This is a genomic window from Pseudomonas sp. KH_024_B2, from assembly GCF_057839965.1.
Window position 1 is genome coordinate 2,257,141 of sequence record NZ_CM174502.1, and the last position, 15,279, is coordinate 2,272,419.

Here is a 15,279-nt window from a genome sequence, read left to right on the forward strand (position 1 = left end):
GACAGCCGACGGCGGGGCCGTCACGACTGATCACTCAGAAGCGAGCGCGGCGTCCCCCCGTACCTGTTGGGTGTCAGCGGCCGTCTGGCGACCCACCTTGAACCATGCGGCGTACAACGCCGGGACGAAGAAGATTGTCAGTAGCGTCGCCACGGTAAGGCCGCCCATGATCGCAATTGCCATCGGCCCCCAGAACACACTGCGCGTTAGCGGGATCATTGCCAGCACGGTGGCCAGCGCCGTCAGCATCACCGGACGGGCCCGATGAATGGCGGCATCCAGCACCGCATTCCACGGGTCGCGCCCTTCGGCGATTTCGGTTTGCACCTGGTCGATCAGGATCACCGAGTTGCGCATGATCATGCCACCCAGCGCGATGATGCCCAGGATTGCGACGAAGCCCAGCGGCGACTGGAACACCAGCAGCGCCGGCACCACACCGATCAGACCCAGCGGTGCGGTCAGCACCACCATCCACATGCGAGAGAAACTCTGCAGTTGCAGCATAAGCAGCAGCAGGATGCTGACCAGCATCAACGGGGCTATCGCGAGCAGCGCCTTGTTGGCCGTGTCACTTTCCTCCACCGCGCCGCCCACGTCGATGCGGTAGCCCGACGGCAGCTTCGCTTCGATGTCCTTAAGCAACGGCTGGATCTCCTGCGTCACCGATACACCTTGCTCGCCATCCTTCACGTCGGCACGCACCGTGATCGCCATATCGCGGTTGCGGCGCCACAGCACCGGCTCTTCCAGCTCGTTGCGCACCTGTGCCACCTGCGACAACGGCACCACCGTGCCCTGGCGCGTATAGAGATTGATGTTCTTCAGAGTGTCGAGGCTCAGGCGCTCCGCGGGCACGGCACGGGCCACGATGTCGATCAGGTCCTCGCGCTCACGCAGCTGCGACAGGGTTGCGCCGTTCATCACGGTCTGGGTCGCCAGGGACACGTCGGCCGGCGTGAGGCCAAGCGCGCTCGCCTTGTCCTGATCAAGCTCCACTTTCAGCGTGCGCACCGGGTCGTTCCAGTCGAGCTGGAGGTCGCGCACCTTCGGGTTGGACGCCACCACTTTCTCCACGTCGCGGGCGATCTGGCGCACCACCTGGGTATCGGGGCCTACGACGCGGAACTGCACCGGGTAGCCGACAGGCGGCCCCAATTCAAGCCGGGTCACGCGCACCCACGCCTGCGGGAATTGTTGGTCGGCCGAGGTCACCAGCCGCTCACGTACCCGCTCGCGTGCATCCAGGTCCTTGGTCATCACAACGAACTGAGCGAATCCCGGATTCGGCAGCTCGGGGTTGAGCGAGAGATAGAAGCGCGGTGCGCCGGCTCCGGTGTAGGCGGTATAGAAACGCACGTCCTCGTCCTTCGCCAGGATCTCCTCCATGCGCTTGACCTGCTCGGTCGTCGCGGCGAACGAGGCGCCTTCCTTGACGCGCAGGTCAATGACCAGTTCAGGACGCGAACTGTTGGGGAAGAATTGCTGCGGCACTAGCTTGATACAGGCCAGAGCAAGCGCCAGAGCGCCAAACGTCGCACCGATGACCACCCAGCGGCGCTCGATGGCGGCGTCGATCAGGTGACGTAGGCTGCGGTAGAACTTGGTGTCGTACAGATCACCGTGCTGGTGCTTGCCCAAGTCGTTGGGCAGCATCTTGACCGCCAGGTACGGCGTGAAGATGCCGGAGCAGATCCACGAGAACAGCACCGCGGCGCCGACGATCCAGAAAATGCCACCCGCGTACTCGCCGGTGGTGGACTGCGAGAGACCGATCGGCAGGAAGCCCACGACGGTGATGAGTGCGCCGGTCAGGCGCGGCATGGCGGTGGACTGATAGGAGAAGGCGGCCGCCTTCACGCGGTCCATGCCGGTTTCCATCTTCGCCACCATCATCTCGATGGCGATGATGGCGTCATCCACCAGCAGTCCCAACGCGATAATCAGCGAGCCGAGCGAGATGCGCTCGAGGTTCCAGCCCATCGCCAGCATCACCAGCGCCACGCCGCCCAGCACCAGCGGCACTGTGGTCGCGACCACGAGGCCGGCGCGCCAGCCCAGGCTGGCCAGGCTCACCGCGATCACGATGATCAACGCCTCGGCCAGCGCGCGCCCGAAGTCCAGGATGGCGTCCTTCACCGTGGTGGGCTGGTCGGCCACGAGCTCCAGCTCCACGCCATGCGCAAGTTCCGACTGGATCCTGGCGACTGCGGTGTCCATCTCCTTGCCAAGGTCCACGATGTTGCCGTCGCTGGTCATCGTGATGCCGAGCATCAGCACTGGCTGGCCGTTGTGGCGCACCGTGTAGGTCGGCGGATCCTCAAAGCCACGGGTAACGGTCGCAATGTCGCCGAGTTTGATCTGCCGGCCGCCTGCGGCGATGGGCAAGTCGCGGATGGCGTCTACGCTGTCGAACTGGCCACTTACACGTACCATGACGCGGTCGCCGCGGGTATCGATCTGGCCCGCGGGCAGCATGGCGTTCTGGCTCTTGAGGCTTTCGGCGATGGCCAGCGGTGTAATGCCCAGCGCTGCCAGGCGCTCGTGCGAGAACTCGACGTAGACACGCTTGGCCTGCTTGCCGATGAGATCGATCTTCTTGACCATCGGCACCTTCAGCATCTGGCGCTTGATGTCCTCGGCCGCGTCCGACAGGTCGGCGTGGCCGACGCCGTCGCCCTTGACCGCGTACATCAGGCCATACACGTCGCCGTACTCGTCGTTCAGGATCGGGCCGATCACGCCGTCAGGCATCTCCAGGCTCAGGTCGTTGAGTTTCTTGCGCGCCTGGTACCAGGCCTCGCGCTGGTCAGCCTTGGAGGTGCCGCCGCGCACGGTGAGCGTCATGCCCGCGTAGCCTTGCCGCGCGTAGGTGACCACTTTCTCGAAGTTGTCGATCTGCTCGAATTTCTTCTCCATGCGGTTGAGGACCTGGTCCTGCAACTGCTGGGCGGTGGCGCCCGGCCAGATGACCATGGCGGTCATGGAAGGCACGGAAAAGTTCGGATCCTCGAGCTGGCCGAGCCTGGTGAAGCTGAAGGTGCCGGCCACCGCGACGAGGATGAGCATGAACAGGACGATGGCGCGATGGCGCAGCGCCCAGTCGGTGAGGTTGAGGTTGTTCATCGGGTGGCCTGCTGCGTGGTGTTCGCGTCAACAATCGCCGCGCCGGGAAGCGCGACCTTCAGTCCGGACGCCATCTTCTGCACCCCGGCGGTGACGACCAATACGCCGGCCTGCGGCCCGGAGACGAGCACCTCGTCATTGCGGTAGCCCCACACCGCCACACGCTCCAGTTCGACGATGCCTACCGGGCCCTTGCCCGCGGGCGTGACCACCCACAGCGCCGGCTGGCCGCCGTGTTGCGTCAGGGCCGTAGCCGGCACCGCCGCCACCGAGATACTGGTCATCACGCGCTCGGCCATTACCGTAGCGGTGGCGCCCAGCGGCAGAGGCAGCGCGTTTCCCAGCTTCAGCCGCGCGCGATAGGTGCGCGTCTGCGCCGCGGCCTGCGGCGACAGCTCGCGCAGCGTGACATCGAAGGTTTCGTTTGGCGCACTGGCCAGCGAGGCTTTGAAACGCGCCTCTTTGAAGGCGGACAGCTGATCCTCGGGCACATCGATGACGATCTCGGATTCACCCGGATTCGCGACCGAGACAACCGATTGGCCCTCCGCCACGACCTGCCCGGCCTCAAAGCGCACAGCCGTGACGACGCCGCTACGCGAGGCGCGCAGCACGGTGTACTTAAGCCGGTTGCGCGCGAGCTCGAGCTTTCGCGCCTCGGCCTTGGCGGTCGCATGCGCGGTCTGGGCATTGGTATGCGCGCGCTCGTCTTCGGCCGCACTGACCGAGCCGTCAGCCTTCAGCGCGGTCAGGCGCTGGCGGTCCGAGTCGGCCTGGCGCGTCTGCTCGACGGCAATCGTCCACTGTTGTAGCGATGCGTCCTCAGCGAGGCGGTAGTCGCTGTCATCCAGCACAGCCAGTATTTCGCCTTCGCGCACCAACTGGCCTACATCGACCTTGCGCTGGGCTACCTTGCCGCCCACGCGGAAGGCCTGGTCGACTTCATGCCGCGACTGTACGGTACCCACGTAGCGACTGACGTCGCGGGCATTGTCGTAGCTGATTTCAACGGTGCGCACCGGGCGTGGTGCCTGCACGGCGGGCTGGTCCGGGCTACACGCGGACAGCATGACGGCTACGGCCAAGGCGCCGGCCGCAGTAAGGGAGGTTTTCAAGGCGGTTCCTCTTTGAAAAACGGCAGATTCTTAAGAAAGTGGTGGTCGGTCGGCTTCGGTGGCTGCGGTGGGGATGGCGGGTTGTTCGAACACCTGCCAGCCTCCGCCCAGTGCCTTGTAGAGCTGCACGCTATCGAGCAGCAGTCGGGTGTTGCTGTCGTTGGCGCTCAGGCGCACCGACAAGCGCGCCCGTTGCGCGTCCAGCAGCGGCAACAGGTCGATTTGTCCCCTGTTGTAGAGCGACTGCGCATGGCTCAGCGCAGCCTCCGCAGACTCGGTGGCCGACTGCAACGACTTGGCGCGTTGACGTTCTTGCGTCTGCGTGACGAGGGCGTTCTCCACGTCCTCGAGCGCGCGCACAATGCCGTCCTCGGCGCGCAGTAGCGCCTCACGCTGGCCGCTCTCGGCGACCTCGTTGATCGCGCGTGTGCGCCCGGCGTTGAAGATCGGCATGGCGAGCAAGCCGGCCACGTTGGTGAAGCGGGCGGCGCCCAGATCCAGACCGTTCAGCTCAAGGCCCTGGCGGCCGTAGGATGCACCGAGGAACAGCCGCGGAAACCACTCAGCCGCGGCTTGTTTACGGCGCGCATTGGCGGCATCGAGCTGCGCCATCAGCGCCAATACATCAGGCCGGCGCTGTAGCAGGGCAGCGGGCTGCCCCTGCCGGGCCTCGGGCGCCACCACGTTGCCAGGGGAGGGCTGGATACTCGCGGCGTTAAAGGCCTGGTCACCGATCAATACTGCGATGCGGTGCCGCGCCACAGCAGCCAGGGTTTCCAACGGAGGGATCTGGGCGCGCGCCGATGCGGCATCGGTCTGTGCGCGCTCGACGTCGAAGGAGGTTGCCAGCCCTACACGGTGGCGGGCATTAACCAGACGCAGTGTCTCGTCCTGCGCCGTCGAGATCGCGCGTAATGTTTCGGCCTGGCGCAGCGCGCCGACCAGCGTGAAGTAGTTGCTGGCGATGTCGCTCATCACCAGCAGGCGCACGCCGCGTACGCCGTCCTCCGCGGCCAATGCGTCGGCCTCGGCCGCTGCCGCGCCAGCGCGCAGGCGTCCGCTCAGGTCAAGTTCCCACGAGACGTCCAGGCCCGCGCCCACGGTCTCGGTATCTGGATAACCTTGCTTCTTGGCAGTGCTGTAGCCGCTGCTACGGTCGGAGCCGAAGGCGGACATTCCGACACTCGGGAAGAGCCAGGAGCGACTGATCGTCTCACCGGCGCGAGCGGTGCGCACGCGCTCGGCAGCGATTTTGATATCACGGTTCTCGCGCATCGCGCGGCGCACCAGTTCCGACAACACCGGGTCGTTGAAAGTCTCCCACCACGCGGCTTCGGGTTCCATCTCGGAGGCCGTGCTTGCGGCGAACCTGGCCGCCAGGGGCACCGACGGCTTGGCGGTCTCCGTGGAGCAACCGGTCAAGACCAGGGCGAAAGACGCGGCGAGCGCCGCACCAACGACGACGCCGAGCAGGCGTTCGGCATGTTGCAGGGGCGTCTGCCCGGCGTAGCGGGTCAGTGGATGGGGGGTTGGAAGTCGCGGCATCGGATTGGACTCGTGTAGATTCGAGGTGGCATCAGCGTAGGGCCCGGTGTGCGCGAAGTCGTCAGCGAAGCGTCGCCGTTCGGTCGCCATATCGAGCGCTCATTCAGGTTGGAGAGGTCACTCGCCGTCGGCATCTGCCGTGTGCTCGCCGGTCACTGACGTGAGGTCCGAGTCGATCGACTCCAGCAACTCTTCGGCGGACGAAAACTCGCGCTGACACCCGGTGACCAGGTTTTCGAGGCGGCCCACGAGGGCCCCGGGCGTGGCATCGCTACGCAGCTTCACTACGTACGAGCGGCGGCTCGGGTACTTGGATTCAGGGTTCAGGCTCATGGCAGACCAGGGGATCAAGAAAGTTCGACGACAGCGTAGGCCGTCCCCCCTGGGCGAGTCGTAAGCAAAAGGTCAGACTTCGGTCGGGACAGCGTCTGCCCCCGACGGAAATCGCGTCGCTTCAATCCGACTTTGCAGCCTGAAGCAGCGAGCGCGCACGCTTCACCAGCTCGGTTCCATCGGTTTCGGGCAACTGGTCAACCAGCGCCGCCAGGGCCTGGCGGTCCTCGGTTGCAGCGTCGTGGTGCTCGCACAGATCGACCAGCGCGAGCAACTCCAGCCACGGTGCTGCCTGGGCGCGAGCCTCCTCAACCGCACGCCGCACCGCAGTGCTGCCGGCGTCGGGCCGGCCCTGCATCCGCGCAATCGCTGCCTCCAGCAGTAACAGTTGCGGCAGGTACACGCGCTCGCCCAGTTCCTCCCCGACCCGTAGTGCTTCCTGTAGTTCGACTCGCGCAGCGTCGCAATCACCCGCCAGCAGCAGCGCCTCGGCGGCGTAGCCGAGCACCTCGCTGGCACCGGAGCGCATGCCGAGCCCAGTGTGTTCTTCGTAAGCCTCGCGGATGCGACGGTAGCCGTCGCGTGGTGCGCCGTTGCGCGCGTCGGCCCAGCCGCGCCACCAGCGGCAAGCCGTATTCCCCAGTGCGAGCGAATACTCATCGACCAGCGTCTGCATGTCGTCAGCCAGCGCTGCCACACGCACAGGGTTCCCCATTCGCACCTCGATCAACACCTCCTGCCAGGCGGCGACCAGCCAGGTCATAGGCTGGCGAAGCGCTTGCGCGCGGGTTCGCGCCCGCTGCATGTGGTTTCGGCCTTGTTCAACCAGGCCAGAACGCACGAGTTCTATGGCCAGCATACCGTGCAGCATGACCTGAGGATCGACCGCAAAGATCTCGTTCGTCCCGATGTCCAGCGGCTCGGCGATCGCGAGGGCGCGCTCTAGCCAACGGCGGGTCGCCTGTGTGCGCCCCTGGAGATGATGCACTTCGCCCTGCACGATGCACGCCACCAGCATGAGCGCCGGATCGTTCGCCTCGCACGAGAGGGCTTCGGCGCGCTCCGCTACCGCCAGCGCCAGCGTATAGTCGCCGCGCAGACCGAGCAGATAGCCGAATCCGTGCAGCAGGCGACCGCGCATTGGATGCTCGGGTACATCCGCTAGCAGCGTGTATGCGCGCTCGAAAGCGTTCCTGGCTTCGCTGCCGACACCGAGCGTATGGAAAGCTGACACGCCCTGCAGCGTGGCCAAAGTAATTTCGAGCGTATCGCGCTCCATCCCTTCTGGCGCCTGCCGCAGCAGGACCAACGCGCGCTCAGTGAGACCGATGCACAAGGCCGGGCTGAAGTGCAGCAGCGCGGCTTCCGCGGCCTCGGCGTAGTAGCGCAGCGCGATCATCGGCTGCCGAGCCCGGTCGAAGTGCGTCGCCAGCTCCGAGGCAGCAACCGGCACGCCGGCCATGCGCTCGCGTTCGAGCGTAGCGCCAACCTGGCGATGGAGGTGAGTGCGCAATGAGCGCGGCGTGCGGTCGTACAGTACCTGGCGGAAGAGGGCATGCCGGAACGAGTAGGGTAGCTCCACCGTCTCTTCAAGTTCGGCGGCCCGCGACCGCGTGAGCCATACGTGCTCGCGCACCAGTTCCTCGCAGGTGTCGGCCACAGAATCGAGATCGCGCTCGAGGACCTGCGAAACCGTCTCGACCCGGAATTCGACTCCGCATACCGCTGCCGCCGAGAGCAGCGCACGTTGCTCCTGCCCGAGCTTGGTAATGTAGTGATCAATGATGGCCGCGAGGTTCTCGGGGACCGCCATTCCCGCCAACCGAGCCTCGATGGTGGCGTCGTCGTCCGTTGGGTCCATCACTTCACTGATGACTGACGACACGAACAGCGGTACACCGTCGGTGCGCTCGTGCAGGGCGCGCACGAAGGCTTCATCGCGCGCCAGCGAGGCCGAACGCAGCGCGACATAGTCAGCGACCTCGGTTTCCGAGAACGGATCGAGCACCACTTCCTCGCACAGACGTTGCAGGCGTAGTTCGTGGCGCAACGAGTTGAGCGGATGTTCGAGCGCTACCACCTCGGCGACGCGGAAGCTCGACAGCCACATAAGCCGCGTGCGGCCACGTCGCCGCGCCATATAGTCGATGAGCTGGACCGTCGCCCGATCGCTCCAGTGCAGATCTTCGGTCACCAGCAACAGCGGGCGCTGCTCTGTGTAGCGGTCCAGCAGTTCGCCCATTTCCCGGAGCATGCGGTCCGGACCGACGCCGGCAAGCTCGCGCCGCAATGCGTCTCGCTCCTGCGTAGTGCTCAGCCACGGCAGTTGCAGCAGCCAGGTCGGCGCCACGGTGCGCAGCAGCGCCGGCAGGGAGGGGTCGCTGCGGCACAGATCGGCCAACGCTTCCAGCACCGGCAGGTACGGCTCGCCGGTGCCGTAGTGCTCCACGCAATGGCCGCGTGCGCAGGCGATGCCGCCAAGGCTGGCGAGGAAATGCTCGATCAACGTGGTCTTGCCAATCCCCGGTTCTCCGGCAAGCCAGACCACTGCACGTTGGCCGCCGCAAGCCCGCTCCCACGCCCGTTGCAGCCTTGAGACCTCGTCGGTGCGACCAATGAATGGCGGCGCCGGATGCGCGCCGGCCGCCGGTACCATCGCGGATGCAGGCGGCATCGAAGGTGCAGGGGACGGCGCGGCGATGAAGCGATAGCCGCGCCGCGACACCGTCTCGATGAAGCGGGGCTGCCTGGGGTCGTCGCCCAGTACCTTGCGCAGATCGCTGATGGCCGTCTTCAGCACCGAATCGCTGACGAACCGATGCCCCCACACTGCATCAAGCAAGGCATCCTTGGTCACCAGCGATCCAGGCTGGCGTGCAAGTACGCACAGCAGGGTGAAGGGCGTTGGCGCCAATGCCACGGCTTCTCCGTTACGTAACAAGCAGGCGTTGGCCTCGTCGAGTTCGAACTCGACGAAGCAGAGCTGGACCGGGTTCGGATGGGGCTGCGGACGTGCCACGTTGGATTCCTGAAGACTAAAACATAGTTTCTAGTACTGGGCCATTACTCCAATAACAACGCTGATCGGCTCAGAAGCCAAGCCTCACCGGTCGGAAACTGACGCAGACCACTACCCGCAGGCCATCGCGGGGCAACTCAATGAGGCGCTGCGACTCCGCCCCTGACACCCTCGGCACAGCCCGCATGGGGCCTCATCCTGGTGCGGTAATGATCTCAAAAAATAAATGACAAAAATATCAATATTGAAAAATGTCTCAATTTTGCATACCTTCACCTTGCCTGACGATGAGACCTCCACGTCTCACGACTTCAATCACAACAAGGGCTCGAGATGAACAACAACAAGAAAGTTTGCGAATTGCCTCCCACCGCCGTCGATGTGCTGGTCGTCGGTAATGGTCCGGTAGGGGCGACAATCGCGGCGCTGCTCGGCCGCTATGGGGTAAAGACACTGGTACTGGACAAGACCCATGAGGTCGTACTAATGCCCCGCGCCATCGCTCTGGACAACGAGGCGCTTCGCATCCTGCAACTCGCCGGATTGTCGGAAGATGCTTTCGAGAAGATCGTTATCCCTGAAGTGAAGATGCACTCCCCGGTCCTCGGGCAATTCAGTCGGGCCAATACCGCGGGGTGTATCGACGGCCATCCCAAACTGGTGACGTTCTATCAACCCGACCTCGAACACGCGATGCGCAACCAGGTCTCCCGGATGAAGTCAGTGACCAGCCTTGGTGGCTTCGAGCTCGAGAGCCTGGTCGAGGAATCGGACTGTGTCGTCGCCTCCGTACGGGATCAGGATGGCAATACGCATTTCGTTCGCGCCCAATACCTGATAGGTGCGGATGGTGCAAGCTCCAGGGTCAGGGCCTTGATTGGCCAGGAATTCGAAGGACAAACCTATGCAGAGGATTGGCTGATTGTCGATGTCATGAACCGGCATAAGTCAGCGATTGATCACATTGAGTTTCTCTGTGATCCGCGGCGCCCAACGCCGCACATGCCCGCACCCGGCGGAAGGGAGCGTTGGGAGTTCATGCTACACCCAGGCGAATCCCGGGAAGAGCTGGAAAGCCCGGAAAGCATAGCCCGGCTGATCGCGCCTTGGATCAACCCGCAGGAGCTGGAAATCGAGCGCAAGGCGGTGTATCGATTCCACGCGCGCTGCTGCAACAAATTCAGCAAGGGACGCATCTTCCTCGCCGGGGATGCAGCCCACATTACCCCGCCCTTTGTCGGGCAAGGTCTCGTAGCGGGACTTCGAGATGGCGCCAACCTTGCCTGGAAACTGGCCTGGGTACTTCGCGGCTATGCCGCGCCTTCAGTCCTCGATACCTATGACGTAGAGCGCCGCCCCCATGCCCAGGCGATGATCAATCTGGCGAAACTCATGGGCCGCCTGGTGATGCCCAGAAACAAGATCGCAGCTTTCTTCATCCACGGCCTGATGCGCATGCTGGCGTTGACTCCCGCTACCAGAAAGTACTTCGAGCAGCTGGACATCAAGCCGAAGAACATCTTCAAACACGGTCTGTTCGTGCAGCATCGGCGTGGCGACAAGCTGGTTCGTGGCAGTCTGTTTCCCCAAGCCTGGGTTCGTAACATGCAAAAGCAGATTAAACTGAGCGACGATGCTCTTGGAGACAACCTGACCCTGGTTGGATTCGGTGTTGACCCGCTGTCAGTGCTGACACCTGCTCAGATCGTTTCCTGGGAAAAAATGGGAGGCCACTTCTTACAGATCAGAACATGCGGCCAGCGCTCCGGCGGCAGTTGCGACTTCATCGAAGACCTGAACCATGACATCCTGCCGCTGGCTGCTAAAGGAACTCTGGTCGCGGTTCGCCCCGACCGTATCATCATGCACCACGCCCCAGGCGCAGATGCAGGCAGTCTCGTTCGAGACTGCATGGGCCTGTTGGCTAGCGCCGACGCCACTGCCGATAGCGTTTCCATTACCATCAACGAGCCCCCTCGATTAAGAGCCTGAAGATGCCTTCCCCCACTTTTCCTTCAGAAACAACTGCGCAAGAGCCTCTCACTCGCGGCCACAAGAAGCGTGAACGCACCCGTCGCGGCCTGGTGGACGCGGCATTGCGTCTCGTCGCACGTAAGGAGGTGGGGGAGATTGCACTGCTCGAGGTAGCCGCGGAGGCCGCGGTATCCAATGGCACCATCTACAACTATTTTCGAACTCGCGACGAAGTACTCGAGGCGGTTGGTATCGCCATGGCGGCCGAGTTCTCCGATGCCATTTCCGCCCTGAGCTCGGACGTGCACTGCGGCGCACAGCGGCTTTCGATTGGCGTGCGCATGTTCGTATGCCGGGCCGCCTACGACTATCAATGGGCCAACGCACTGCTGCGCATCATCCATTCCGATCAGGCCATGCGCTCGCGGTTGGCTGACCATGTGCTTGGCGACCTGCGTGAAGGTCTGCGCGCGGGCACTTTCGCTTACGAGGACGAAGGGATCGCCCTGGACCTGGTCGTATCCTGCACAACCGGCGCCATGCGCTCGGTTGTCGAGGGGCGTGCGGTGGCGGAGCATGATTTGTTGGTCGCGGAAATGATTCTCAAGGCTCTGGGCGTAACACCTGCCAAAGCCAAGCGAATCGCCGGCAAACCGCTACCCTGATGTCATCCTCGACCCGCTAGGCCCGGCCAATCCATTGCCGATAGTTTTTCGCCTGGCGACGAGACTTCAGCTGATTGCCGATCAATGCCATGAGGGGCGACGTCCTGGGTTTTGTCCGTTTCCCTTGGCTCAGCAAGCCGAGTTGCTTCTTGACCACCGACGCCACTGCAAGCGATGCCAGCGCCTTGTTCTTCCAGCGGACGACGATGGGCTCCACTTCGGTGTCCTGACCGGCCATCCACTGGCTTGGCAGGGCCGGCTCGATTGCCAGCGCCGTAGCAAGCCCCACCATCGACACCGAGCCGCTCACCACTCGCTCCGCGACCTCCTTTCTACGCACGCCGCCGGTGACCATCAGCGGCATGCGCGCTATTTCTCCTATTTTCTGCGCGATCTCGAGAAAATAGGCTTCTCGAGCCAGGCGGCTGCCATCGCGGGTCTGCCCCTGCATTGCCGGGCTTTCGTAGCTGCCACCTGACAACTCGACCAGGTCGACCGCCTTGGCATTGAGCATTTCCACCACGCGAGCCGCATCCTCGGCATCGAAACCACCGCGCTGAAAGTCCGCGGAATTGAGCTTCACAGCGACGCAAAAGGTCGGTGCCACTCGCAGACGTATTGCGTCGATGGTTTGCAGGAGAATTTGTGCACGATTTTCCAGGCTGCCACCCCAGCGGTCGCTACGCCGGTTGGTCAAGGGCGAAAGGAATTGGCTGAACAGGTAGCCATGCGCTGCATGAATCTCCACGCCGGTGAATCCGGCAAGCTCGGCTAGCGCTGCGGCATGGGTATAGCGCTCAATCAGCTCTTCGATCTCCTGCTCATCCAAGGCCCTGGGCGGCACAAAAGCCTTTGATAGTCCGGGAATGTCGACAGCAACCGCGGAGGGACCCCGTGCCGATTGCCCCATGGAAGCCAATAGCTGCCGTCCGGGATGATTGATTTGCATCCAGGCCTGGGCTCCACGACTGCGGCAAGCATCGGCCCATAGCCTGAATTTGCCCAGGTTCCGATCGTTCTCAAGCACCACGCCAGCCGGTCCGGTCAAGGCGTGGCGATCAACCATGACGTTGCCAGTGATGATCAGGCCGGCACCACCCTCCGCCCAACGCCGATAGAGCTTAACCAGCGCTTCCCCTGGAGCGTGATCCTCATTGGCAAGGTTCTCCTCCATGGCAGCCTTGGCGATTCGGTTTGGAATCACCGTGCCATTAGGCAAACGAAGCGGTTTGAAGAGCTTTGAGCCGGTCATGTTCTGTCCTTCAGCTGATGAGAATTCGGCCAGCCATCGCTAAGGGTCATACCGTTTAAGCACCGTCTGCACAGTGCTTGCTCAGGTTGTTGAGGTCCTGGTTTGCATCGATGGGCCGGCTTGATGACCTGCCGAGAGGGCGAGCCACAAATACGATACGTAGCTGAACACGCGTGTTCATTTGTGTCAATGTGAAGAGCCCTCCATCGATCTTGCCATATCAATCTAACTCTCCAGTTTTTGGGGCGTATAACGGTTTACATTGAGCTTTACGTACTTAATTCAAAAAACGTTGTTGACGTAATCTGAACACAAGTGTTCAATCAGGCCATAAGGTAATCCTGGAGAGAACCGTGGAATCCCTAAATCCAACACAGCGCCGCATTCATCAAGCCGCCTTTCGCCTGTTCGCTGAGAGAGGCACCTCACAAGTGAACATTCTCGACCTCGCACAAGAGGCAGGCGTGGCGCGCGGAACGGTCTATAGCAACATCGACAGCATGGAAAGCCTGTTCGAAGCGGTCGCCAGCCATCTCGCGAAGGAGATGCATGAGCGCGTCAACAAGAGCTTCAATTCCCTCACTGATCCGGCTCAGCGCCTTGCCAATGGCATTCGTTTGTTCATTCGTCGGGCTCACGAAGACTCCCAGTGGGGGGCGTTCATCCATAAATTCGCCATGAGCAATTCTTCGTTGCGCGAAATGTTCAGCAGCCAAGCGACGACGGATCTTCTGAGCGGACTGTCCAGTGGGCGGTACACGTTTGAAAAGGAGCAATTGCTCTCTGTACTGACGCTGATATCGAGCAGCGTCCTCGGCTCGATTTTTCTGGTACTGGAAGGGCACAGAACGTGGCGCGAATCGGGCTCTGACACGGCCGAGCTGGTGCTGCGGGCATTGGGTGTGTCACCAGAGGAGGCTCGTGCGCTGGCGACCGCAGAGTTGCCAGCACTTCCTTCTCTCGACTGAGTTAGTTAACTGACCCAACCAGACACCTCTGATTTTCAGGGGTGCGGGGACGGCTTTGCTCTAAAAACCCGGAAAACAAGAACAATGAACCACAAAAATGAAATGCCCCGGTTAGCGACACCACAACCTGCCCGGCATCCGCAACCGACGGTGAAGGCTCAGGATCTGACTCACCTGATCTTTCAAAGGCCGGACTTGAATGAGGCGGCGCGTTTCCTGACCGACTTCGGCCTGACGGTAAGTCAGCATGGCGCCGATACGCTTTACCTGCGCGCCACCGATGCCACTTCATACTGTTACCGTGTCCATCGTGCAGAACATGCACGTTTTATTGGGTTCGGACTGGCAGTCCAGTCGCTCAAGGATCTGGAAAAACTGACGCGAATCCCGGGCGCGTCACCGGTCGAGAAATCGGAACATCCTGGTGGCGGGTATTACGTCAGGCTGACCGATCCTTCCGGGTTCATTGTGGAAGCTGTTTGCGACCAGACTCCTGGTAAAACGCTGGTACACAGAGCTCCTCTGTCCTGGAATCTGGCGCAGGAGCAACCGCGAATCAACGCCACGCAGCGTCCGCCGATTGCTCCGCCTGAAGTCCTCAAACTGGGCCACATCGTTATCGAAGTGGCCGACTACCAGGCGACCTGTGCCTGGTATACGGAGCATTTCGGGTTTATTCCCAGCGATGTGCAGGTACTCCCCGACGGCACGCCTATCGTCGCCTTCATGCGCCTTGACCTCGGTGACATTCCCGCGGCTCACCATACGCTCGCGATAGCGCAAGGGTTCATGGCTACCTATAGCCATAGCGCCTATGAGGTCGTCGATGCCGACGCGGTGGGCATGGGGCAGCGCGTCCTGCGGGAGCGGGGGTGGGAGCACTCATGGGGAATCGGTCGACACATTCTGGGCAGTCAGATCTTCGATTACTGGCAAGACCCCTGGGGCGATAAGCACGAGCATTACTGCGACGGGGATATCTTCACGGCCATACAGCCTACGGGCATTCATCCGGTGAGCCCCGAGGCAATGGCGCAGTGGGGGCAGCGCATGCCCAAGCGTTTTACCAAACCCAAGATGAGCTTAGCCAATGTGCGTGCGCTGATCCGTAACCTGCGACGCAGCCCGGACCTGACCATTCGCAAGTTGATAACACTCATGCGGATGTTCGGGTAGAGCTGCCGCCATGTCGGGCAATTCAACCAGGTATGGCCGGCGGGATGTGCTCAAAGCCGGCGCCTTGATCGCCGGCGGCTCGTTGGTCTACAGCGTTGCCAGCCCC

General features: G+C 62.6%; 10 protein-coding genes. 4 read left to right on the forward strand and 6 right to left on the reverse strand.

Annotation, left to right across the window (positions count from 1 at the left end):
• Positions 1-30: 30 nt before the first annotated feature.
• From AC3I0A_RS10625 to AC3I0A_RS10645, 5 genes are all read right to left on the reverse strand, one after another.
• Complete coding sequence (locus AC3I0A_RS10625) at positions 31-3,126, reverse strand: efflux RND transporter permease subunit (RefSeq protein ID WP_489377714.1); 3,096 nt, start codon at positions 3,124-3,126, stop codon at positions 31-33.
• Positions 3,123-4,241, reverse strand: a complete 1,119-nt coding sequence (locus AC3I0A_RS10630; RefSeq protein WP_489377716.1) for an efflux RND transporter periplasmic adaptor subunit — start codon at positions 4,239-4,241, stop codon at positions 3,123-3,125. The genes AC3I0A_RS10625 and AC3I0A_RS10630 overlap by 4 nt, the downstream gene beginning before the upstream one ends.
• Before the next feature lie 30 nt (positions 4,242-4,271).
• Positions 4,272-5,786, reverse strand: coding sequence for an efflux transporter outer membrane subunit (locus AC3I0A_RS10635; protein WP_489378468.1), 1,515 nt, complete (start codon positions 5,784-5,786; stop codon positions 4,272-4,274).
• 117 nt (positions 5,787-5,903) lie between these two features.
• A complete protein-coding gene (locus tag AC3I0A_RS10640; RefSeq protein WP_489377717.1) occupies positions 5,904-6,119 on the reverse strand; it encodes a hypothetical protein in 216 nt (71 codons plus the stop codon).
• 121 nt (positions 6,120-6,240) lie between these two features.
• Complete coding sequence (locus tag AC3I0A_RS10645) at positions 6,241-9,138, reverse strand: AAA family ATPase (RefSeq protein ID WP_489377719.1); 2,898 nt, start codon at positions 9,136-9,138, stop codon at positions 6,241-6,243.
• Between the two features lie 333 nt (positions 9,139-9,471).
• Here AC3I0A_RS10645 and mhpA point away from each other — a divergent pair, with 333 nt between their 5' ends.
• Entirely contained in the window at positions 9,472-11,130 is a 1,659-nt protein-coding gene (gene mhpA / locus AC3I0A_RS10650; RefSeq protein WP_489377720.1) for a bifunctional 3-(3-hydroxy-phenyl)propionate/3-hydroxycinnamic acid hydroxylase MhpA, read from the forward strand.
• Between the two features lie 2 nt (positions 11,131-11,132).
• The gene (locus AC3I0A_RS10655; protein ID WP_489377721.1) at positions 11,133-11,777 is read left to right on the forward strand and encodes a TetR/AcrR family transcriptional regulator; all 645 of its coding nucleotides are present in this window, start codon (positions 11,133-11,135) and stop codon (positions 11,775-11,777) included.
• Between the two features lie 16 nt (positions 11,778-11,793).
• Here AC3I0A_RS10655 and AC3I0A_RS10660 read toward each other — a convergent pair whose 3' ends face one another.
• The gene (locus AC3I0A_RS10660) at positions 11,794-13,029 is read right to left on the reverse strand and encodes an NADH:flavin oxidoreductase/NADH oxidase family protein (RefSeq protein WP_489377722.1); all 1,236 of its coding nucleotides are present in this window, start codon (positions 13,027-13,029) and stop codon (positions 11,794-11,796) included.
• A gap of 353 nt (positions 13,030-13,382) precedes the next feature.
• Between AC3I0A_RS10660 and AC3I0A_RS10665 the strand changes: the two genes are divergently transcribed.
• Positions 13,383-13,997 carry a TetR/AcrR family transcriptional regulator gene (locus AC3I0A_RS10665; protein ID WP_489377723.1) on the forward strand — a complete coding sequence of 205 codons (615 nt, stop codon included), beginning with the start codon at positions 13,383-13,385 and terminating at the stop codon, positions 13,995-13,997.
• A gap of 84 nt (positions 13,998-14,081) precedes the next feature.
• On the forward strand, positions 14,082-15,173 hold the full coding sequence (locus AC3I0A_RS10670) for a VOC family protein (protein ID WP_489377724.1): 1,092 nt from the start codon (positions 14,082-14,084) through the stop codon (positions 15,171-15,173).
• The last annotated feature ends 106 nt before the right edge of the window (positions 15,174-15,279 follow it).